We start from the raw sequence: 22688 nt of genomic DNA, 5'->3' as shown, positions 1-22688 counted from the left end.
TGGGCAACCGTGCTGCCATGCAAACGCAACAATTGAAGCATTGGACGAACCGGGTTTAGGGGCGATATACTAGGGGAAACATAAGGAGCAATGCGGAATGGCGGATTTTGAGAAGAAGACTTTGGCGGAATGGCGCGCCCTGTTGGAAAAGGAATCCAAGGGGAAGGGCGAAGCCGATTTGACCTGGGACTCCCCGGAAGGAATATCGGTAAAGCCGCTGTACACCGCTGAGGATCTGGCCGGGCTTGAGCATATCGACACGATGCCGGGTTTCGCGCCCTTCACCCGCGGCCCCAAGGCATCGATGTATGTTGGTCAGCCCTGGACCGTGCGCCAATATGCCGGTTTCTCTACCGCCGAAGAATCAAATGCATTCTATCGCCGCAATCTGGCGGGTGGGCAGAAGGGGTTGTCTGTTGCCTTCGATCTGGCGACCCATCGTGGCTATGACAGTGATCATCCTCGTGTCGTGGGCGATGTGGGCAAGGCGGGTGTTGCGATTGACAGCGTTGAGGATATGAAGATCCTGTTCGACCAGATTCCCCTGGATCAGATGTCGGTTTCCATGACCATGAATGGGGCGGTGCTGCCGGTTCTGGCAGGCTATATCGTCGCGGCGGAGGAACAGGGCGTATCCCCGGAAAAGCTGTCCGGGACGATCCAGAATGATGTGTTGAAGGAATTCATGGTCCGCAACACCTATATCTATCCCCCCAATCCATCGATGCGGATCGTGGCGGATATTATTGAATATACCGCCCAGAACATGCCGCGTTTCAACTCAATCTCGATTTCTGGCTATCACATGCAGGAGGCGGGATCGACGCTCACTCAGGAACTGGCGTTTACGCTGGCTGACGGGCTGGAATATGTGCGTGTGGCGGCTGCCAAGGGATTGGATGTGGATGCCTTTGCGCCGCGTTTGAGTTTCTTTTTCTGTATCGGTATGAATTTCTTCATGGAGGTCGCGAAGCTGCGCGCGGCGCGGTTCCTGTGGGCCGATCTGATGAAAAAGCACTTCCAGCCGAAGAATCCAAAATCGTTGATGTTGCGCACCCATTGCCAGACATCCGGCTGGTCGCTGACGGAACAGGACCCCTATAACAATGTCGTGCGCACGGCGGTTGAGGCGATGGCAGCCACGCTGGGCGGCACGCAATCGCTGCATACCAATGCTTTTGACGAGGCAATTGGCCTGCCCACGGATTTCTCTGCCCGGATTGCCCGCAATACGCAATTGATCCTGCAGGAGGAAACCCAGATCACCCGCACCGTCGACCCGATGGCAGGCTCTTATTACGTGGAAAGCCTGACCGGTGCGATGATTGAGGAAGCCCGCAAGCTGATCGATGAAGTCGAAGCCATGGGTGGTATGACCAAGGCGGTCGATACCGGTTGGCCAAAGATGAAGATCGAAGAAAGCGCGGCAGCCCGCCAGGCCCGAATTGATCGGGGCGAGGAAACCATTGTTGGTGTCAATAAATACAAATCCGGCGATAAGGACCGCATCGATATTCTGGATATCGACAATGATCAGGTGCGCGAGAAACAGGTTGCGCGGTTAAAGAAAATCCGCGCCAGCCGGGATCAGGCGGCGTGTGATGCGGCCCTGGACGCCCTGACCGCTGCGGCGCAGGATGGTTCTGGCAATTTGCTGGACCTGGCCGTTAAGGCCACGCGGGCGCGGGCTACAGTGGGCGAGATTTCTGATGCGATGGAAAAGGCGTTCACCCGGCACCGGGCCGTCATTCGCTCCATTACCGGGGTCTATGGCTCCGCCTATGACGGGGATGCGGGCTTTATGAAGATACAAGAGGATATTGCCGGATTTGTCGAACGCCAGGGCCGCCGCCCACGCATGCTGGTGGTGAAAATGGGCCAGGATGGGCATGATCGTGGCGCCAAGGTCATCGCCACCGCCTTTGCCGATATCGGCTTTGACGTGGATATCGGGCCACTGTTCCAAACCCCGGAAGAGGCCGCCAACCAGGCGATTGAGGCGGATGTTCATGTAATTGGTGTTTCTTCTCAGGCAGCGGGTCACAAAACACTGGTGCCCCAGATGATCAAGGCCCTGAAGGACAAGGGCGCCAATGATATCCTGATCGTCTGTGGCGGCGTCATTCCGCCTCAGGATTATGACTTCCTGCTGGAAGCAGGCGTCTCAGCAATTTACGGCCCGGGAACAAATATCCCGGCGGCTGCGGGCGAAATTCTGGGCCTGATCGAAGAGGCGGTGGCAGCACAGGCAGCTGAGTAGGGTTGCAAAAAGGACCATATAGACAGCGTCGCTATTAGTGCCTATATTAACATCATAAGATTTAGAGGTGAGAACGGCCTCCTCACGCACCCGGGAACGGGTATAGTAGCCGAAAGGTGAAGAGATCCAGGGGTGGGCAACCTGGCTAAATCTGATTGAATTGGTAAGGCTCTCACAGAAATGTGGGAGCTTTACTTTTTGGGCACGCTTTTAAGGTATCCCTTTCCACATCGATTGGTGATTTTAGCAAAGGAAACAGGATAGAATGAAGCGATATGATAGTTTCCTGATGAATCTCTTTGAATTGAAAGTGCAATCAAGAGGCCATTCCCAAGTTCAGGAATCAGCGAAATCAACTCAATCTTATTCTCATTTTTAAAATCATCTCCAATATAATCGGGTGTTGAGATAACGCGCTGTAAATAGGGCAGACAGCGGGAAAAATCTTCAGGATGACGACGTGCCGCGTGAATTTGAGCATTTGATGAAAGGATAACATCTCCTTCTTCCAACTCTATACCCTGGCATTCAAAAATTAAATTCACTGGCATTGGGCCAAAGTTAAGTGGTGAGTAGACTTGAGGTGTTCTGATTATTTTGTTGGACGTTGTCATTTTACAATTTTCACTAGTTTTCTGTTTTTAACTCTCTCCTCATCTTGTTAGCATTCAATGTTGCTAGAATCATTGACCTTTTTCCGGCATCCGTTTTACGCAACACGGTAACTGCAAGGTTTTGGTTTGCAGTGTTAGGATTTAGTCTGTGCCGGGCTTGTTGTCCCGGATGAGTCCGCGCCTGCGGGAAAAGTCGCTGAGGCGCAGTTGGGTGCGTTGGCGCATCAACTGAACATGGCTGCGCAGGGTGGGGGTCTGTTTGGGTTCCAGGACCAGGCCAATTTCTGTGATTTTTCCATCCTCATCAATGGTCCGTACCACCAGTTCGACGCTGCCCAGGCGGGCGCGGTCGCCTTGGGCGGGCTGGCCATGGAATTCCTGGGTCATGAAGTCCGCCAGGGACAGTTGGGCATTTGCGGCAGGAACGGTCGCGCCATATTGTTCTGATACATCCGCCAGTGTCGCCTCCGCCGATAGGGTGAAGTCGCCTAGAATGGCGGTGTCATCGGACCCGGCGGGTGCCGCATAGATGTTATCCAGCAAGGAGATCAGGCGGGGGGCGGCGAATAGATAAACATGGTCATTCGCCTTCAAAGGCCCTGCCTTATGCACGGTCAGGGCCTGACCATCGCGCAGGATCAGCACCGGCCTTGCCCAGCGCGGTACGCGATCGCCCCGGGCGACGGTGCTGTCTGGATGAATGCGATAGGAAATAAGCTCCATCGCAGCATTGCCGGGCAGTTCCAGTTCCACACGCTCAACAATACCCGGCTCGTCCGGGGCCAGCACCTTCAGTTTTCGGGCGGTCAGCGGGATCGTCCAACCCTGAATCAACAGGGACGACAGAACCATGATGAAAACGATGTTGAAGTATAAATCCCCATTGGGAACCCCACCCAAAGTGGGCATGACTGCCAACAGGATAGAGACCGCGCCGCGCAGCCCCACCCAGCCGACAAAACCGATTTCGCGGTTTGAGAACCGAAAGGGCTTGAGGCAAAGATAGGTGGCAACGGGCCGGGCGATGAAGATCAGGAACAGCGCCAAAATGATCGCGGGCAGGGCAACAGCGGCAAATTGTGAAGGGGTCGCCAACAAACCCAGCGCCAGGAACATGCCAATCTGGGCCAGCCATGTCATGCCCACCTGAAAGCGCCGCAACCGGGCGGCATAACGAACCCCGCGGGCGCGGGCGACGACGCCGGCCAGATAGGCCGCCAGAAACCCGCTGCCGCCAATCAATCCGGTTCCGGCAAAAAGCATCAGGGCGGCGGCCAGGGCCAGGATGGGATACAGCCCGGCCTCTAAACTGCGCATCCAGTTCAGCATCCAGGCGATGGCGAACCCACCGACCAGCCCGGCCAGGAAACCGATCCCAATTTGTTGTGCGAACCGGTTCAGCAATTCCCATCCCAATGTATCCAGCGGCAACCCTTCGCTTGCGGCAATCAGACTGACCAGGCTGGCGACCAAAAAGATTGCCATCGGGTCGTTGGCACCGGATTCGATTTCCAGCGTTGTGCGCACACGATTGCGCAGCGTAATGCGCCCCGTGCGCAGCAAAAAGAACACCGCCGCCGCATCGGTAGAAGCAACGATCGCACCGATCAGCATCCCTTCCTGCCAATCAAGATCCAGTAGAAAGTAAGCCGCCACACCGACCAGACCGGTCGTCAGGATGACGCCCAATGTGGCCAGAACCAGGGCCGGTGCGCCGGCCGTGCGGTAACTTTTCAAAGGGGTTTCAAAACCACTGTCGAACAGGATGATCGCCAATGCCAGGGAGCCGATGAAATAGGCCGTGGCCCCGCTGTCAAAATCAATCCCCAACAGGCCGTCTTCGCCGGCCAAAAGGCCGATACCCAGAAACACCAGCAATAGGGGCGCGCCAACACGCTGAGAGATCAGGCTGGTCAGCGCACTGATGGCGACCAGCCCAGACCCGATAAGGATTGCAATGTTGATGCCGTCAAACACGTTTTTTCTTCTTTATAAATGCAATGAACTAGATATAGGGCATCTGACGAATATTTATAGCGATAGAATTGTTTGCAGGCAGCCAAACAGGCCTGACCCCCTACAATGGGATCACCCCCCGGCCTGACTGCGGCACAAGGCATCGGCGCGGGATTTGAACAGGGTGGCCTGCTGGGCAGTGATGGTGCCATCTGCCTGCATCTTATCGATCCCGGCATCGCGTTCGGTGACACAGGCCTGATAGGCGGCCTCTGCTGGATCAATGGGGGCAATGGGGGCGGGCATCAGGTCGTCGCGGTGGTGCCAGGCGATCACACCGGCGCTAGCAATCATGACCAGAACTGCAATCACACGACCCAGCATGATTGGATCCTTACTGCATGGGATTAAGCGACATCAATGGTACCATTAATTTCCACAGTCAGGTCCACCCCGTCTACCGTCAGGACCATTTTTGCTTTAAGCGGTGAGTCCAGTCCCCCTTTTTCTGAGGCCTGGCGCACCGCAGCCTCTATTTCCCGTTGGGAGGTGACCCCCACCGTTTTCAGGAACTTGCGGACGGACATGTTAAAGGCATCTTCATTCATGGCAGATTACTCCTGTTTCAGCCGACTTCATTCAAGGGCAGGTTGACCAGAAGGTTCTGGGGCTTCATGCGCAGGGTGTTGGTATCATCCATCGCCAGGCCCAGATAGATCGGTCGACCCTGGACCCGCTCCAGCACTGCATCCTGGTTTTTGATCTCCAGACGGAACAGAGACAACAGACGGGCAAGCCGGGCTTCTTGAGGCTCCTTCCCATGATACAGATCATTCAGCAGCGCCGAGGATTCCGTGTCCAACCCGGTATGCCAGACCCATTTCTCGTCCCGAATGGATTGCACGGGGTGAATCCGGCATTCCACGTCCAGAAAATAGGCGATCCATTTCTCCGCCACCCGACAAAAGGCATCCAGACCCGGCTGGGCGAAGGTCAGGTTCAGCACCGTATCAAACCGATCAGATCGGGCCCAATAACTGCCTGCCGTTTCTTCGGTCAGGACATCCAGATCCACCTGGGGCATCGCGGTTTTGCTTTCCACCAACAGGCGTCCCAGGTCGCCAAACCCGCCGGTCGTGGCATAACGATCCACGGTTTCTTCATCGGCCAGCATGATCTGACCATCCTGAATGGTTACCTTTTGCGTGCGAAAGAACAGCTCTGCTGCGCGCGCTTGCAGCGGGTTTTGTTCGGCATTCAAAATGTGACGCATCACGGCATGGGCCAATTGATCCATAAACAGCGCGGGGACGGGAAAGGTCGGCCCCTGGACCAGTTTACGATATGCGGCTTCCAGGGTTCCGGCCTGAACCAGAAGGTCGCGGAAATTCAGAAAAACCTCAAAATTGTAACGCGCATCCTGGTCTTCGAAAGCATCCAGCCGCGCGGTTTCAATATGTTGACGTGGGTTGTCCATCAGGTCGGCATGAACCGCCCGCTCTATGGCGCAGGACTCGGCGACCGGTGCTAATTCCGGGCGGCTCAGATAGGCGCAAATCAGCGCATCGGTGACCGGCAAATGCCCTTCGGCATTCGGGGGGGTCAGTCCATAACCGGAGGATATCCAAAAATCGGGTCGAGAGGCCATAATCACCTATAACTCCCAGCTTGGGCCAGCAAGCAAGCCGCTGAGCTTCAGGGTTTGAGGCTTTCCATCGCTGGTGATGATCAAGTCACCCGTGTCCGTCAGGTCTGTGACCAGACCGCGCACCAGCGTCCCATCATTGGGGAAGCTGACCTGACTATCGCGCCCGGCGGCGCGTTCCAGCCATAAATCCTTGATAGAGACCAGGCCATCACGCTGCCAGCGATCCAGCCAGTTCAGAAAATAGCGACAGAAGCTTTCCAGCAAAGCCGGGGCTGAGGCTTCCCCGGCCCCCTCTTCATACAGCGATGTGCGGTCCAGTGTTTCACCGGGAAAGGGGTTTTTAGGATTGCCCATGATATCAATGGAAATCCGCGCCAAGATCCAGTCAGGAACAGTTGAAAGGTCCTCTTGCTGGGTGAATAAGGCCAGCCCCCCGGCCAGAGCGCCATTCACAAATAAGCGGTCAGGCCACGCCATATGAACCGCAACGCCCGGCGGCAGGGTCGCGCCCAGGGCATCATTGGCCGCTAGCATCAGGGGATAGATCACCTGAATCGCGTGCGATAATTCCGTTTCCGGTGCCAGCATGATAATGGCGTCCAACTGATCGGGGCGTTGTGAATAGCACACCGTACCGGGATCCATCCGCCTGCGTGTTGCGCGATACAGTGCCTCCCCCGGCAGGTTTGCATCGGGGGCGAAACCCATTCCAGTAAACAGCGGTGGTAGATTCAGGTCTTGTGACGGCACAGAGAACACACTTTCACGAAACGAAGTCTTGCGGTCAGCGTTTCTGACGTTAAGACTGTCCAATATTAATCCTTGTGAATATCTTTACGGTATCGGAGCCGACGTTTCCAGATGTCGAAACAGCATTTGATGACAACCAGTGAAATTGCCGCCTATCTGCGCATTAAAGAGCGCAAGATTTATGATCTGGTCGCCTCGAACCGGATCCCGTGTACGCGGGTGACCGGCAAACTTCTGTTTCCCAAGCCCTTGATCGATTTATGGATCGCGTCCGAAACGGAAGGCGGTGGATTGGAGCGGACAGAGCGCCGCCCCCCAATTGTTGCAGGCAGCCATGATCCATTGCTGGATTGGGCCTTGCGACAGGCCGATGCCGGGTTGGCGACCCTGTTTGATGGCAGCCTGAATGGATTGCGGCTGTTCCTGGAGGGTCAGGCGCTGTTCTGTGGTCTGCATGTGCCCGATGCCAGCGCCGAAGACCCTTTGGGGGCGACGGCGAACCGATATCTGTTTGGTGCTGGGGGAGAGGCTGGCGGCGCTGCCGCCCGTGTGGTTCTGGTGGAATGGGCACGGCGCAGCCAGGGACTGATCCTGCCCAAGGGGAATCCAAAAAATATTCAATCCTTGCAGGATCTGGCTCAGCAGGGGGCGTTGTTACGTCCACGCCAACCCCAGGCTGGCAGCCGGGTTTTGCTGGAAACCCTGATCATGAAAGCAGATATGAAACCCGGTTCTGTGCAGATGGATAAGACCGTCGCCCGCAGTGAGATGGAAGCTGCAACCGCTATTGCCGATGGAGAGGTCGATGCGGCCTTTGGCATTGCAGCGGTCGCGAAACGATTCGATCTGGATTTCGTCCCACTGGCGACGGAACGCTATGATCTGGCCATCGACAGGCGCGATTATTTTGAAGAACCGTTTCAGGCCTTGCTGGCCGTTACCCGCAGTTCGCAATTTGCAGAGCAGGCAGAACGGCTCACCGGCTATGACATTTCCGGTCTGGGCCAGGTCATGTTTAACGGCTGAGGGTTAAATCGCGGTTCTGTTACAGTACGTCATCGGAGATGGTACGCAGCGTTTGCCAACCGCCCTCCATGGCGATGAACAGGCCCGGCACTTGCGGCAGAATGTTTTCCGCATAAAATCGCGCTGTGGCAATTTTCGCCTTCAGGAATTCAGTATCCCCTTGTGGGTCTTCAGCCAGCTTTGCCAGGCACGTGCGGGCTGCGCGGGCCAGGACGGCCCCCCCTGCAGTAATGCCAAAGGCGCGCAGGTAATACGCAGCACTTCCGCCCACTGCATCCGGATTATCCTTTGCTGTGTCCAGCAACCATTCCGTGGCATCTTCCAGCGTATCGACGGCAATGGCGAAACGCTTGCGAATGACGGCCATATCGTCGCCTTCGACATCGTTCAGGGCGGTGATCAGGATATGAACCTCATCCAGATATTCCTGGGCAGCCTTGCCTTCATCGCGCAGCAGTTTACGACCGACCAGATCCATTGCCTGAATGCCATTCGTGCCTTCATAAATTGGCAGGATACGACTGTCGCGGAAATGCTGGGCGATCCCGGTTTCTTCAATAAAGCCCATCCCGCCATGAATTTGCACGCCCATGGACGTTAGTTCGACCGCCATATCGGTAAACCAGCCTTTGATTACAGGCGTTAACAGACCCACCCGGCGTTCTGACCACAGGCGCCAAGATTCATCATGATGTCGCTTTTGCTGATCCAGGGCCAGCATGGTTTCCAACACCAGCCCGCGCATCGCTTCTGCATGGCTGCGCATCGTCATCAACATGCGGCGCACATCGGCATGATCGGCAATGGGGGCCAGCTTCTTGTCGCCCGCGCGGCCCTGTTTGCGATCCAGGGCATAGCTGCGCGCCTGTTGATAGGACCGCTCGATGATGGACAGGCCTTGCAGGCCAACGGCCAATCGGGCGTTGTTCATCATCGTGAACATATATTCCAGGCCCCGGTTTTCTTCCCCGACCAGATAGCCGATTGCCCCGCCATTATCACCATAAGACATGACGCAGGTAGGTGATCCGGTGATCCCTGTCTTGTGTTCGATGGAGACACAGCGCAAATCATTGCGGTCCCCCGGGGTGCCATCGTCTTTAAGGATATATTTCGGCACCACGAACAGCGAGATTCCCCGCACCCCTTCTGGCGCATCTTCACAGCGGGCCAGTACCAGATGGATAATATTTTCCGCCATTTCATGTTCGCCATAGGTGATGAAAATCTTCATCCCCTGAATGCGATAGTGATCACCATCCCGTTTGGCCCTGGTCTTGATCAGGGATAAATCCGATCCGGCCTGTGGTTCGGTCAGGTTCATCGTGCCGGACCATTCGCCGGAAATCATTTTGGGCAGATAGGCCGCTTGTTGTTCCGGCGTGCCATGGACCTGCAGCGCTTCGACCGCACCCTGATTCAGCAGGGGGCACAGCGCCCAGGCCATATTGGCCGATTGCCACATCTCGGTAACGGCGGTGGCAATCGTCCAGGGCAGTTCCTGGCCGCCATATTCTGCCTCAAACGGCACGGAATTCCAGCCGCCTTCAACGAAGGCATGATAGGCCTCTGTATAGCCATCGGGGACACGCACGACGCCGTTCTCAATTGAGGCACCCTGCTTGTCGCCGGAATAGTTGATCGGGGCCAGTTGCTCTGAGGCAAATTTTCCAGCCTCCTCTAAGATCGCATCCACCAGATCAGGAGTTACCTCTCCGCAGCCGGGTAACTGCATGACCTGTTCCAACAGGCCCATGTCTTTCAGGACGAATTGCAGGTCACGGATCGGCGCGGCGTAAGGAATCATGGGAACCTCATTTCAACAGGAATTGGCGCAGATCTTTAAGCGTCAGGGATCGTTTTGCCGGGATTCATAAGTCCTTTTGGATCAAATAGAGTTTTCAGCGACCGCATCATATCCAATTCCACCGCAGATTTACAACGCAACAACTCGTCGCGCTTGGATCGCCCGATACCGTGTTCTGCTGAAATCGACCCATCCAGGGACAGGGCGACATCATGAACACGATGCTGCAACTCGGCATAACGCCCCAAAAACTCCCTGGCGGGCATGTCGATCGGCTGGGACAGATTGTAATGAATATTGCCATCGCCGACATGGCCGAAGGGATAGGGGCGAATGCCAGGCATCATCTCTTCCACCGCCGCATTGGCCTCGCGGATAAAGCGTGGAACCTGGCTTACGGGGACGGAGACATCGTGCTTCACCTGAGCCCCTTCGCGAACTTGCGCTTCGACAATGGCTTCGCGCAGGAACCAGATCTGGGCGCGTTGATCTTCCGATTGTGGCAATACCGCATCGATCACAAGGCCGTCTTCAAAGGCGTTTTCCAGCAGCGATTCCAGGGCTATCTTTGCGGCCCCATCGGTGCGGGGCCCACCGATTTCCATCAGGATCGTCCAGTCATAGGTTGTGTCGAAGGGCTGTTTGGCTCCCTCGACATACTTTTCTGCCCAATCCAGCGCAAATCCAGGCATCAATTCAAAGGACATCAGCGCATCGCCGCTGGCGGACCGGGCCCGCTCCAACAGGGTGACAGCCGTATCAAGATCGGCAATAGCCACCAGGGCGGTTGCACGTTCTTTTGGCAGCGGGAACAGCTTCAACACCGCTGCTGTGATAATGCCCAAAGTACCTTCGGACCCTAAAAATATCTGTTTCAGGTCATAGCCGGTATTGTCTTTGCGCAACCGTCGCAATCCGCTCCAAATCCGCCCGTCGGGCAGCACGACTTCCAGCCCCAGCACCAAATCGCGGGCATTGCCGTAACGCACAACATTAATACCCCCGGCATTGGAGGCCAGATTACCGCCGATCTGACAGGACCCTTCCGCCCCCAGGCTGAGTGGGAACAGTCGATCTGCCTGTTCCGCCACGCCCTGCAGGTCTTTCAGAATGCAACCCGCCTCAACCGTCATTGTGTAATTGGCGGCATCCACATCGCGCACGGAATTCATGCGCCCCAGATTAAGCAATAATTGCCGTCCCGTCGTATCGGGTGTCGCCCCCCCGACGCGGCCCGTATTGCCACCCTGTGGCACAATTTGCAGACCTGCTTTGTAAGCGATTGCCAGTATTTCGGCAACTTCCTGTGTATTGGCGGGGCGGGCCATTCCCAGGCACCGTCCTTCATAGACGCGCCTGGAATCAATCAGCCAGGGGGTCAGCGTTTCAGCATCGTCGACCCATCCTTTTGGGCCGAGGCATGTGCGGATACGAGACAGCGCGTCGCGCTCCACGTCGGTTGGTGTATAGGGCATCTCTGTCATAAGGTCAGATGTAGACCTTGATCCGCCGTCAAGCAAGAAGCTGCGTAAGGGGATGGGCGAAGGACACCCAACATACGATATGAAATATTAAATTTGTCACATCCGGGTCACACAGAAGTAACGCAGAAAAACTAAGAATGTAAACGGTTACAGCCTAGACTTGGGCGTACCTTATTTTGTGCGGATTTGATGGAAGATGTCAGATAAGAAGCGATCAAAAAATACGATCCGGGATGTGGCGCTGGATGCAGGGGTTTCCATCGCAACGGTTTCCCGGGTAGTCAACAAATTGGGGACCGTCAGTAAGGAAACTGAAGAGCGGGTGCAGCAATCCATTGATCGCATGGGTTTTCGGTTAAATGCATTTGGGCGCGGCCTGTCGACATCGCGCAGTTATACTATCGGGGTGATGATCCCCAGCCTGTCCAACCCGGTTTTCGCCGATGCGGTATCCGGGATCACTCAAGAGGCCAGCAAGGCTGGCTATAATGTCATGATCGCTGCAACGGACTATCAGCATGCGGCAGAAATCAGCACTGTTTCGACATTCCTAGAGCGACAGATCGACGGAATGATTTTAACCGTCGCCGACCCGATGCACAGTGATGCCCTGGATATGCTGGAGGCTGCACAGGCCCCCTATGCCCTGATTTACAATCAAGTCTCAAAGAGTGACAGGCTGACTGTGACGGTCGATAACGTTGCGGCCGGGGACGCTGTGGCGCGGTGTTTTCATACTCAGGGTCACAGAACCATGGCGATGATATCCGGCAGTTTTGCAGAATCCGATCGCGCCATTGCCCGTCGGGATGGCTTTGTGACGGGGATTGCCGCACTGGGTCTGCCCACGCCCGTCATCCATGAAGTCGGCTTTGTGAATCTGGATATAGAACCTGTCTTGCAATCTCTGTTTGAAGATCAGGACAAAGCCCCGACCGCGCTGTTCTGCTCTAATGATCTGCTTGCCATATCCGTCATCAGCGGCCTGGAGCGACGCGGCCTTCGTGTGCCCGATGATGTTTCGGTCATGGGCTTTGATGGAATTGCAATCGGCACACATCTTCACCCCACTCTGGCAACGGTGGTTCAGCCGTCCAAACGGATGGGAGAAGTTGCGGCGCAGTGTTTGCTGTGTCGTATCAACGGGGAGGGGGGCATGCAGTCAACACTCCTTCCCTTCACATTAAGACTGGGAGAATCGACGGGGCGCGCCTGCAAGCAACTCCCCGCCGATCTTCAGACCCCACACAAATCCGTGCACAGGAGACCCGCACAATGATTCATAGGACCCTGAAACTGTTAGGTTTGGCCGCTGCATTCAGTGTAACGGCAGGATTATCCGCAGCGCAAGCTGAAGACGCCATTTGCTATAACTGCCCCCCGCAATGGGCCGATTGGGCAACGCAATTGACGGTGATTAAAGAAAATCTGGGTTATGACATTCCCCATGACAATAAGAATTCCGGTCAGACCTTGTCTCAACTTCTGGCGGAAAAGGACAATCCTGTCGCAGACGTCGCCTATTATGGTGTGTCCTTTGGCATCCAGGCGGCCGAACAGGGTGTCGTAGACGCCTATAAGCCCACCCATTTCGATGAAATTCCAGAAGGCCTGAAAGATCCAGAAGGCCGCTGGTTTACCATTCATTCCGGTACGCTGGGTTTTTTCGTGAATGTGGCGGCGCTGGAAGGCAAGCCGGTACCCCAGTCTTGGGCTGACCTTTTGAAGCCGGAATACAAAGGCATGGTTGGTTACCTGGATCCGACATCCGCTTTTGTTGGTTATGCGGGCGCCGTTGCCGTTAATCGCGCGATGGGGGGCAGCCTGGACGATTTTGGTCCCGGTATCGAGTATTTCAAGAAACTGGCCGCCAATGATCCAATCGTGCCGAAACAGACTGCCTATGCACGCGTCGTGTCGGGTGAAATTCCAATCCTGCTGGATTATGACTTCAACGCCTATCGCGCGAAATACAAGGACATGGCCGATGTTGCCTTTGTCATTCCCGCCGAAGGCACCGTTGTGGTCCCCTATGTCATGAGCCTGGTTAAGAATGCCCCCCATGCGGAAAAGGGCAAAAAGATCCTGGACTTCATCATGTCCGATAAGGGTCAGGCCGTTTGGGCCAACGCCTTCCTGCGTCCAATCCGGGCCTCTGCCATGAGTGCAGACGTGGCGAAGAAATTCCTGCCCGAGTCAGATTATGCGCGCTCCACGCCGGTTGACTATTCGAAGATGGCCGCCGTGCAGGACGGTTTTGCCCAGAAGTACCTTGCCGAAGTTCGCTAAGGTTTAAGCGTCTCCAGGCGCGGGGGGATGCATTCCCCCGCGCCTGGATGGCCCTTCAGCTTGGTCTTTAATTGTTTGGATCGCCCGATGAAAGCCAACAATACCCTATTGTTTTTTCTCGCCTTACCAGCGGGACTGGTCTTTTTGGCCTTCTTTCTGATCCCCATGGTTCGGTTATTGGGTATCGGCGCATCCGGGGACGAGGGAATGGCTGCCTATCTTTCCATCCTGACAACACCGCGCCATTTTCAAAGCATGATCGCGACCGTTCTTCTGTCCTGTGGTGTGACCCTGGTGGCGGTCGCTGTTTCAACGGTTTCTGGCCTGTTTCTGGTGCGCAATCAGTTTCCAGGCCGCAGCATTCTGATTTCCATGCTGACCTTACCGCTGACCTTTCCCGGCGTCGTTATTGGCTTCCTGGTCATACTTTTGACCGGACGACAGGGCCTCCTGGGGATCTTCACCAAGGCGATCACCGGGGACAAGGTTGTCCTTGCCTATTCCATGGTCGGTTTGTTCATCGGTTATCTGTATTTTTCAATTCCGCGGGTGATTTTAACGGTTATGGCCGCAGCGGAAAAACTGGACTCCGCCCTGGAAGAGGCCGCCCGGTCGCTGGGTGCACCCACCTGGCGTGTTGTGTGGGATGTTATTCTGCCTGCGCTGAAACCCGGTCTGATCGCGTCCGGGGCGATCTGTTTCGCCACATCGATGAGCGCGTTTGGCACCGCCTTCACGCTGGCGACCAATATCGATGTGCTGGCTATGACGATTTACACGGAATTTACCTTGGGTGCCAATCTTGCAGGCGCAGCCAGCCTTTCCATTGTCTTAGGCCTGGTGACCTGGGCGGCCTTATTTATCGCCCGCAGCCTGTCAGGCGCTGCTGTCGCCGGGGGCGGGTAGGAAACATCCAATGAAATCGCGCACTCTCTTTTGGCTGCAATTGGCATTCACGTTGGTCCTGTGTGCCTTCCTGATTGGACCGGTGCTGCTGTCCGTCGCTGCAGGCGTTACGGAAAACTATTTCCTGGGCATAACCAGCGGCATCACAGTGCGGTGGGTGATGGAAGTATTGGCCCTGTATATGGATACAATCTATCTGTCCCTGTGGATCGCTGTGTGTTGTTTGCTGTCCAATCTGGTCCTTGGTGTGCCCATGGCCTATGTCCTGGCAAAAAAGGGCGGGCGTCTGGCGCGCTTTCTTGAGGAACTGATCGTCCTGCCGATTGCCATTCCCGGCCTTGCCATCGCCCTGGCTTTGATTGTCAGCTATGGCGGTTTTCGGGATTTCCGAACTGGCTGGGCCTTTATCCTGGTCGGTCACATTCTCTATACGCTGCCCTTTATGGTGCGGTCAGTTCTGGCCGTCCTGCAAAGCATCAATTTCCGCGAATTGGAGGAAGGGGCTGCCAGCCTGGGGGCAGGTTTCAGGCAGCGTTTTTTTGGTGTCGTCATTCCCAATTGTCGTTCCGGCATATTGGCGGGGGCCTTGATGACATTCACGCTGTCTATCGGGGAATTCAACCTGACCTGGATGCTGCATACACCGCTGACAAAGACATTGCCCGTTGGACTGGCCGATTCCTATGCATCGATGCGGTTGGAAGTCGCCAGCGCCTATACCCTGATTTTCTTTATTCTGATCGTGCCAGTTCTGATCCTTATGCAGGCGCTGACCAATCGACGTTTCTGATCGCAGAAGGGGACCCCAATGTCCGCTAAGACTGAAATACACCTACGCCAATGTGGTAAAACATTTCCAGATGGCACCCGGGCATTGGAGCCCCTGGACCTGACCATCGCAGGCGGTGAAACGCTGGTCCTATTGGGGCCTTCGGGCTGTGGTAAGACGACCTTGCTGCGGATGATTGCCGGATTGGAAAGCCCTGATCGGGGCGGCCAGATCGTCTTTAACGACGATGATGTGACCCATCTGCCTATTGAGAAACGGGCTGTCGGGATGGTGTTTCAATCCTATGCCTTGTTTCCAAACATGACCGTATGGGAAAATGTCGCCTATGGCCTGAAGGTCCAGCGACGCCCGGCTGCGGAAATTAAACAGCGCGTCCAGGGCGTCATGGATATGATGCAGATAACCCCACTGGCCGATCGTCGCATTAATCAGCTCTCCGGGGGGCAGCGCCAGCGGGTGGCCTTAGCGCGTGCGACGGCGGTTCAACCCCGTGTGCTGCTGTTGGACGAGCCGCTGACTGCCCTGGATGCGCTGCTGCGGGACCATCTGCGCGTCGAAATTGATACCCTGCTGCGCACGCTTGGGATTACGGCGGTCTATGTCACGCACGATCAGGGCGAAGCCATGGCACTGGGCGACAGGATCGTGGTAATGAGCAACGGTCGTATCGAACAGATCGGAACGCCACGCCAAATCTATTTTGAGCCCCAAACCGATTTTGTGGCTGATTTCATCGGCACAATAAACCGGGTGCCGTCATCGCTGATCGCGAATGACAAGGGAACCTCCCATCACGGTCCTTCTGTGATGTTCAGACCCGAGGATGTCGAAATCGTGCCTGTCGGGCAGGGGGAAATGGAAGGTCATGTCGTCTCCTGCCTATTCCTTGGGGATCGTGTTCGCATTGTCTTGGACGTTGCGGCGACAAATACTGTCACGATTGATCTGCCCGCCCGTTACACTGTTGAAATTGGTCAGAAATTGGCGCTGGTCATCGCAAAGAAGATGGCCCTGTCCTGCGTCGAATAAATCATAAGGATGATCCTATGCGCATCGCGCAATTAACCGACACACATATAAAAGCCCCTGCAACCCTGGCCTATGGGCGGGTTGATACTGCCCGGTATTTGGAAGCCGCAGTCGCCCATATCAATAGCATGGCGTCGGATCTGGATGCCGTCTTTATAACAGGTGACTTGGTCGATGGCGGTAAGGCCATAGAATATGCGGTTTTGTATTCCATCCTATCAGGCCTTACCGTTCCGTTTTATCTGGCCTGTGGCAATCATGATGACCGTGCCGGCATCCGTCAGGCTTTTCCCGATCCCCGATATGACGATGACCCCAAAGCCCCGCTGCAATATGTGATCGAATGGAAAAATCTGCGCGGCATTGTGCTGGACAGTTCTGTCCCAGGCGAATCCCATGGACAGTTTTGCGAAAGCCGTCTGGCATGGCTGGCAGATACATTGAAAGCGCGCCCAGATATCCCGGCTATGATCTTCATGCATCATCCGCCCTTCGTAACCGGCATCCATCATATGGATGTTCAGAATTTGCGGCAGCCTGAACGGTTTTTTGAGGTGCTGACAAAGGCAGGCACGGTACGCCATATCGCCTGTGGACATGTTCACAGGGCCTGCGAAACGGTCCTGAACGGCATTGGCGTCAGCATCGCCCCAAGTCCTGCCCATGCTGTGTCTTTGGATTTTGACCCAACTGGGCAGCCTGGATACACACTGGAACCGCCACTGCTGAGAGTGTTCAATGTCAGCGACAAAGGACAGGTCGTTTCGCATTTGAGTCCGATTGGCCAATTTGACGGTCCCCATCCGTTCTTTAACAGCGATGGTTCTTTCTTATAATCAATCACTATCGGGTATTGTGACACACTGGTGGAGAAATATGCCGCGTTAAGCACACGTTAATACCTGCTGCTTTATCATTAATGAATATAAGGTAGTAGGAGCGTGATGACATGATATCTGCATGCAAGAATGCTGTTAGCAACGCGTATCGTATGATCGGGGATCTGGACGAGTCCGGTGCATCGCGCGTTGAGAAGCATTTGTCCGCATGCAGTATTCGCGATGCCTGTCCCTATGCACAAGAATGCAGCCGGACGCTGGCCCTGCTGCGCCGCGATATCGGTGATACGAACGGGTCAGATATCGTGTATCTGTTTTCCCGTCACGCGGCACAGTAATCTCAATGTGCTGGAAAACACAAACGCCCCCGTAACCAGAACGGGGGCGTCAATGTAACGCTGTATTGGCCCACTGATTTACAGGGCTTTCAGGATTGCCTCTGCGGAGGAAACTTCGAAAGCGCCCGGTGCTTCAACAGCCAGATGGGTGACGGTGCCATCGTCTACCACCATCGCGAACCGCTGACCGCGCACGCCCAGACCAGCCGCGACCAGATCCAATTCAAGACCCAGGGCCTTGGTGAAGGCGGCGGAACCGTCGGCCAGCATATCGACCTTATCGTCTGCGCCCTGGTCCTTGCCCCAGGCGCCCATGACAAAGGCGTCATTGACCGCAAGGCAGGCAATCTTGTCGACGCCCTTAGCCTTCAAGGCGTCGGCATTTTGCACGAATCCCGGCACATGTTTGGCAGAGCATGTCGGGGTAAACGCACCTGGAACCGAAAACAGGACGACCTTACTGCCTGCAAAATACTTTGCCGTATCAACTTCTTCAGGCCCATTCGTGCCCATCTTCTTTAATGCAATGGCAGGAATTTTTTCGCCTTCTTGTATGCTCATTGGTTTGCTTCCCTTTGATCTGGTTTGTAATGGGCCACGCCTGATTTGTGACCGCCGTTAATCGTATCTGGACATAAGCGGTTTTCAGGACTTGTCCAGAGGGTCCTGTTTCTTAATCTGAGGTCGCGATGCGCGCCTGTGGATCTGCCTGCACAGCAGCGGATTTCACCGCGTTGGCAGTCAGCAGTTCCGGCAACGCTATGCCTTGTGGGGCGGCAGGTCCATAGACAATGTTAAACGGAATACCATAGCGTCCATGCTGGGCCAGGAAGTCGGAAATAACCGGGTCCGGCCGGGTCCAGTCGGCTTTCATGGCAATCACATCGGGCCCAGACAGCCAGTCAGCGACAGATCCCACCTCTACAACCGTTTTCTTGTTCCATTGACAGGTGACGCACCAATCCGCCGTGACATCGACAAAGACGGTTTTGCCACCTGCAACAAGAGTGGAAATTGCGCCAGGGTCAAATTGTTGCCACTGAATGCCTGAAGCATCGACACGGCTTTGCCCACCGGCGGTTGGGCTGTGCGGGGTCATTGTCAGGGGGGCCAGTACTGCGGCCAGGGCCAGGACGGCGGAAACGGGCCAGGCGGCCCGCGCCAACCTGGATCCTGCAAGGTTACGGGTTCCCAGGACCAGTGCGGCCAACAGGGCCAATGCGCCGACAGCCAAGGCGTTTTCTGTGCCTATCGTGGTCCTTAGGACGGTCAGCAGCCAGACCGCCGTGCCTGCAAGGGCCAGGGCCAGGACCCCTTTCAGTGCCAGCATCCATCGGCCGGGACGCGGCAGGAACCGCACTAAATCGGGGACCATGGCGACCATCAGATAGGGCAGCGCCAATCCCAAGCCCAGCGCCAGGAAAACAGCCAGAATTTCCAACGGGCCCGCGCCCAGGGCAAAGCCAACGGCCGTTCCCAGAAAGGGCGCGCTGCAAGGCGTCGCCAATAGGGTTGCAAAGGCCCCGGTCAGGAAATCGTGAAACAGGCTATCGCGTCCCGCACCCATTGCAGCCGCCCGATCCCCCAGGCGTCCGGGCAAACGAAACTCAAACAGTCCCAACAGATTACAGGCAAACAAGGTAATCAGCGCGACCATCAGGGCCAGGAATACCGGTTGTTGGAACTGGATGCCCCAGCCAACGCTGAGGCCAGCCTGTTTGACGCCAATCGCGGCCCCCGCCAGGAGTAGGAAGGAAACGATAATCCCGGCGGAAGACGCCAGGAACCCGGCACGAATTGACGCGGCAGATTTGCCGGATTTCGCCAGAACCGACATCAGCTTCAGAGAGAGGACCGGCAATACACAGGGCATCAGATTTAAAATCAGCCCCCCCAAAAGGGCTATACCCAGGATCGTCCACAGCGTTATCTGATCTGTCGGCCCGGCCATGGCACTATCCAGAGGCAGGGCATCTTGAATGGGCGTGATATGGGATTCCAGGGCACGCGGACCATCCACCACGGTCACCGTTACACCTTCTTCTTGCAGGGATGTCAGTGTCATTCGGGGCGGGGCGGTAACGCGCAGAACTGCTGACATTTTGTCATCAGACAGGGACACTTTTGGCGCGTCAAAATAGGCACCACCGGGTCCTTCGATAAAGGCGTCGGGCTGGGTAAAGGGGGCGCCCTGTGCGGTCACGGTAATGCCAAGTTCCACCTGATCCTGGGGGCGGTGTTGCAGGCTGGCATGTGTGACAGTCATTCCAGCCAGGGCGGTATCCGTGGCAGGTACGGTGGCGCGATACTGGTCGATCAGATGCGCCCCCGACGCCAGGTCGGGTTTGCCGGTTGGAAGGTCCAGGGCGACACTGGCATGTCCGGGGATGCAGATTTCTGCACAGACCAGGAAATCAATCTCTCCATTCAACTGGATTGGCGCACCGGAATGGATGGGGGTCACTGTCAGGGGAAAGACGACCGCATCTTCGTACCCCAAAGTCCCGATATCAAAAATTTCAAACCGTTTGGGAACCGGCCACTGCATGCTGACGGCCTCAACATTGTCTGACCCGGTCCAATCTGCGACAGGGGGCAGTCCCGCGTCGCCAGGGCTGCGCCAATAGATTTTCCAGCCGGGCTGCATGCGAAATTGCAGGCCCAGCCGCAGGGCTTCATCCTGACCGACCGCCGTTGTTGCAGAAATCAGCCGGGCAGAGGCATATTCGTTTCCGTCCCAGGCGCTTTCCCCAGGGTTTTCTTGGGCATAACTTGACCCGGCGCTGCCAATCAACAGGGTGACTGCGACGATACCGGCATGGAATGCCTTAAGAAACCTGGACTGGATCGCATTTGAAAACTGCATAAAAATCCAATGTTTTCGGCTGTGCCTTTGAATACAGCCCCCTATATAGGCCAGATGACGGTTGCTAAAAACTCACAACTGCGTGCGGCCCTTCGTCGCTTGATAATTTTGATATGTGTCGATGACGCTGGAACTAAGCCATAATTTCTTGATAGACTGGGATCAATGTCAAAGTCAACTCAAACCAATGATGCGGGGCCGATGCCAGAAAAAACCCATAATCATTCTGGATACTTAACCGGACAATTCCTGGTGGCGATGCCCAGCATGAATGATCCACGCTTTCAGCGGACGGTGATTTTCGTCTGTGTGCATAATGCAGAAGGGGCGATGGGCCTGGTGGTTAATCGGCATGTAGAATCGCTGACCTTCGATGAATTGCTGGAACAGTTGGATATCAGTCGCGCGGGTATCGGTGATCCGATCAGCGTGCATTTTGGCGGTCCGGTCGAATCCGGGCGGGGATTTGTCCTGCATTCAACGGACTATATGCGCGAAGGCACCGTTGTTATGGATAACGGCATTGGATTGACGGCAACTGTTGATATTCTGCGCGATATTGCCGAAGGGGCGGGCCCCCAGGAAACCTTGTTGGCGTTGGGTTATGCCGGTTGGGGGCCAGGGCAACTGGATTCAGAAATACAGGAAAACGCCTGGCTGACGGTTCCGGGCGATGCCAGCCTGCTGTTTGATTCCTCGTTAGAGGAGAAATGGGACCGCGCCGTCGCGTTGCTGGGATTTGACCCCAATCTTTTGTCATCAGACAGTGGTCGCGCCTGAACATACTTTCTCACGTCCGCGTTACCTGCAATTGACGCCAGCGCTGTTTCGCTCAAATTTGGGATCAGGCGCCGGATTTTTGGCGTGGTCACAGTTTTTGAGGGAGCGCGATTTCAATGCTAATCAAGATCAAACGGGGATGGGAACTGCCTGAATCCGCCGCCATCAGCGAGAGCGACTATCACAACCGTCGCCAATTGTTGAAGGGGTTGGCCAGTGGCGCATTTCTGGCCGGGACTGCATTGGCAACCGGCATTGGCGGTAGCCGCCGCGCCTTTGCTGATACCGACCCGTCCGCTGGACTATATCCGGTTCCCCGCAATGAATTGTATAAGGTGCCAGAGCGCGGTCTGACCGACGAAAAGGATGCGACCACCTATAACAATTACTATGAATTTGGCAGCCAGAAGAGCATTTCTGAAGAAGCCCAGGCGCTGAAAATCCGCCCCTGGGAAATCAGGATCGATGGCATGGTCGAACAACCCATGATGCTGGACATCGATACCCTGTTGAAAAAGGTTCAGTTGGAAGAGCGCGTTTATCGCCACCGCTGTGTTGAGCGTTGGGCAATGACCGTGCCCTGGTCCGGCTTTCCCATGTCGCAACTGATCGCGCTGGCAAAACCCACTAATGACGCGAAATACGTCAAAATGCAGACCTTGGCTGACAAGGAAACCATGCCGAATCTGTCCGCTGATTGGTATCCTTGGCCTTATACTGAAGGCCTGACGATGGCAGAGGCGATGAATGACCTGACCTTCCTGGTGACCGGGATGTATGGCAAACCCGTGCCCAAGCAGAACGGGGCCCCGTTGCGCATCGCGCTGCCTTGGAAATATGGGTTCAAATCAATCAAGTCGATTGTCAGCTTCACCTTCACCGATCAGCGCCCGGTCAGCTATTGGGAAGAGTTGCAAAGCAGTGAATACGGATTCTGGGCCAACGTGAATCCGGATGTTCCGCATCCCCGCTGGTCCCAGGCACAGGAACAATTGCTGACAACCGGTGAAAGAGTCCCCACGAAAATCTATAATGGATATGGTGAGTTTGTCGCCAGTATGTATGACGATATTCGTGAGAGTGCCGGGGATCGACTGTATCGCTAACAAACACAACTCATTGAAATAGAACGCTATTGTGAGGCCCATTCCGGAGTTTCCTCTCTGGAATGGGCCTTTTTATTTTTCAAAATTAGCTAAAATACCATGTAAATTTTCGGAAATTTTAATCAGAGAAATTGGGAGAATTTGCAAAAAGTCTTATTATCAAGAAATACTGGTGTGATGGCCTTGCGACTATATCGCAA

At 55.4% G+C, this 22688-nt stretch carries 21 protein-coding genes; 11 read left to right on the top strand and 10 right to left on the bottom strand.

Annotation, left to right across the window (positions count from 1 at the left end; genetic code table 11):
* Window positions 1–97: 97 nt before the first annotated feature.
* A complete protein-coding gene (gene scpA / locus ACOSDR_RS15285; RefSeq protein WP_420725449.1) occupies window positions 98–2260 on the top strand; it encodes a methylmalonyl-CoA mutase in 2163 nt (720 codons plus the stop codon).
* A gap of 191 nt (window positions 2261–2451) precedes the next feature.
* On the opposite strand, the gene ACOSDR_RS15280 is transcribed toward scpA, so the two are convergent.
* The 6 genes from ACOSDR_RS15280 to ACOSDR_RS15255 form a co-directional block, all read right to left on the bottom strand.
* A complete protein-coding gene (locus ACOSDR_RS15280; protein WP_420731805.1) occupies window positions 2452–2874 on the bottom strand; it encodes a PBECR2 nuclease fold domain-containing protein in 423 nt (140 codons plus the stop codon).
* Window positions 2875–3015: 141 nt separating this feature from the next.
* Window positions 3016–4851, bottom strand: coding sequence for a potassium/proton antiporter (locus tag ACOSDR_RS15275; RefSeq protein ID WP_420731804.1), 1836 nt, complete (start codon window positions 4849–4851; stop codon window positions 3016–3018).
* A gap of 111 nt (window positions 4852–4962) precedes the next feature.
* Window positions 4963–5214, bottom strand: a complete 252-nt coding sequence (locus ACOSDR_RS15270) for a hypothetical protein (RefSeq protein WP_420725453.1) — start codon at window positions 5212–5214, stop codon at window positions 4963–4965.
* A gap of 23 nt (window positions 5215–5237) precedes the next feature.
* Window positions 5238–5438 carry a DUF6494 family protein gene (locus ACOSDR_RS15265; RefSeq protein ID WP_420725454.1) on the bottom strand — a complete coding sequence of 67 codons (201 nt, stop codon included), beginning with the start codon at window positions 5436–5438 and terminating at the stop codon, window positions 5238–5240.
* A 17-nt stretch (window positions 5439–5455) separates the two neighbouring features.
* Window positions 5456–6478, bottom strand: a complete 1023-nt coding sequence (locus ACOSDR_RS15260; RefSeq protein WP_420731803.1) for a DUF6352 family protein — start codon at window positions 6476–6478, stop codon at window positions 5456–5458.
* A gap of 6 nt (window positions 6479–6484) precedes the next feature.
* Complete coding sequence (locus ACOSDR_RS15255; RefSeq protein ID WP_420731802.1) at window positions 6485–7228, bottom strand: biotin/lipoate--protein ligase family protein; 744 nt, start codon at window positions 7226–7228, stop codon at window positions 6485–6487.
* A gap of 129 nt (window positions 7229–7357) precedes the next feature.
* On the opposite strand from ACOSDR_RS15255, the gene ACOSDR_RS15250 reads away from it, so the two are divergent.
* Complete coding sequence (locus ACOSDR_RS15250; protein ID WP_420731801.1) at window positions 7358–8254, top strand: substrate-binding domain-containing protein; 897 nt, start codon at window positions 7358–7360, stop codon at window positions 8252–8254.
* A gap of 19 nt (window positions 8255–8273) precedes the next feature.
* Here the strand turns inward: ACOSDR_RS15250 and ACOSDR_RS15245 are convergent, their stop codons facing one another.
* Both ACOSDR_RS15245 and ACOSDR_RS15240 read right to left on the bottom strand, forming a co-directional pair.
* Window positions 8274–10061 carry an acyl-CoA dehydrogenase gene (locus ACOSDR_RS15245; RefSeq protein ID WP_420731800.1) on the bottom strand — a complete coding sequence of 596 codons (1788 nt, stop codon included), beginning with the start codon at window positions 10059–10061 and terminating at the stop codon, window positions 8274–8276.
* 35 nt (window positions 10062–10096) lie between these two features.
* Complete coding sequence (locus tag ACOSDR_RS15240) at window positions 10097–11545, bottom strand: FAD-binding oxidoreductase (protein ID WP_420731799.1); 1449 nt, start codon at window positions 11543–11545, stop codon at window positions 10097–10099.
* 196 nt (window positions 11546–11741) lie between these two features.
* On the opposite strand from ACOSDR_RS15240, the gene ACOSDR_RS15235 reads away from it, so the two are divergent.
* From ACOSDR_RS15235 to ACOSDR_RS15205, 7 genes are all read left to right on the top strand, one after another.
* Window positions 11742–12824, top strand: a complete 1083-nt coding sequence (locus tag ACOSDR_RS15235; protein ID WP_420731798.1) for a LacI family DNA-binding transcriptional regulator — start codon at window positions 11742–11744, stop codon at window positions 12822–12824.
* A complete protein-coding gene (locus tag ACOSDR_RS15230) occupies window positions 12821–13834 on the top strand; it encodes an ABC transporter substrate-binding protein (protein WP_420731797.1) in 1014 nt (337 codons plus the stop codon). Before ACOSDR_RS15235 ends, ACOSDR_RS15230 begins: the two co-directional genes overlap by 4 nt.
* 87 nt (window positions 13835–13921) lie before the next feature.
* Window positions 13922–14740 carry an ABC transporter permease gene (locus ACOSDR_RS15225; protein ID WP_420731796.1) on the top strand — a complete coding sequence of 273 codons (819 nt, stop codon included), beginning with the start codon at window positions 13922–13924 and terminating at the stop codon, window positions 14738–14740.
* Window positions 14741–14750: 10 nt separating this feature from the next.
* Window positions 14751–15530: an ABC transporter permease gene (locus ACOSDR_RS15220; protein WP_420731795.1), complete on the top strand. Its 780-nt coding sequence runs from the start codon at window positions 14751–14753 to the stop codon at window positions 15528–15530.
* An 18-nt stretch (window positions 15531–15548) separates the two neighbouring features.
* On the top strand, window positions 15549–16559 hold the full coding sequence (locus ACOSDR_RS15215) for an ABC transporter ATP-binding protein (protein ID WP_420731794.1): 1011 nt from the start codon (window positions 15549–15551) through the stop codon (window positions 16557–16559).
* A gap of 17 nt (window positions 16560–16576) precedes the next feature.
* On the top strand, window positions 16577–17395 hold the full coding sequence (locus tag ACOSDR_RS15210; RefSeq protein ID WP_420731793.1) for a phosphodiesterase: 819 nt from the start codon (window positions 16577–16579) through the stop codon (window positions 17393–17395).
* A gap of 113 nt (window positions 17396–17508) precedes the next feature.
* Complete coding sequence (locus tag ACOSDR_RS15205; protein WP_420725466.1) at window positions 17509–17736, top strand: hypothetical protein; 228 nt, start codon at window positions 17509–17511, stop codon at window positions 17734–17736.
* Window positions 17737–17814: 78 nt separating this feature from the next.
* Here ACOSDR_RS15205 and ACOSDR_RS15200 read toward each other — a convergent pair whose 3' ends face one another.
* Complete coding sequence (locus tag ACOSDR_RS15200) at window positions 17815–18297, bottom strand: peroxiredoxin (protein WP_420725467.1); 483 nt, start codon at window positions 18295–18297, stop codon at window positions 17815–17817.
* 112 nt (window positions 18298–18409) lie between these two features.
* Complete coding sequence (locus ACOSDR_RS15195) at window positions 18410–20602, bottom strand: protein-disulfide reductase DsbD family protein (protein ID WP_420731792.1); 2193 nt, start codon at window positions 20600–20602, stop codon at window positions 18410–18412.
* 201 nt (window positions 20603–20803) lie between these two features.
* Here ACOSDR_RS15195 and ACOSDR_RS15190 point away from each other — a divergent pair, with 201 nt between their 5' ends.
* Both ACOSDR_RS15190 and msrP read left to right on the top strand, forming a co-directional pair.
* The gene (locus ACOSDR_RS15190) at window positions 20804–21382 is read left to right on the top strand and encodes a YqgE/AlgH family protein (RefSeq protein WP_420725620.1); all 579 of its coding nucleotides are present in this window, start codon (window positions 20804–20806) and stop codon (window positions 21380–21382) included.
* 116 nt (window positions 21383–21498) lie between these two features.
* Entirely contained in the window at window positions 21499–22488 is a 990-nt protein-coding gene (msrP, locus tag ACOSDR_RS15185) for a protein-methionine-sulfoxide reductase catalytic subunit MsrP (RefSeq protein ID WP_420731791.1), read from the top strand.
* The last annotated feature ends 200 nt before the right edge of the window (window positions 22489–22688 follow it).

It is taken from the genome of Hwanghaeella sp. 1Z406 (assembly GCF_048892425.1).
GTDB lineage: Bacteria > Pseudomonadota > Alphaproteobacteria > UBA8366 > Aestuariispiraceae > Pacificispira.
The sequence above is the reverse complement of the archived record's forward strand: the minus strand, read 5'-3'. Positions and strand labels throughout refer to the sequence as shown.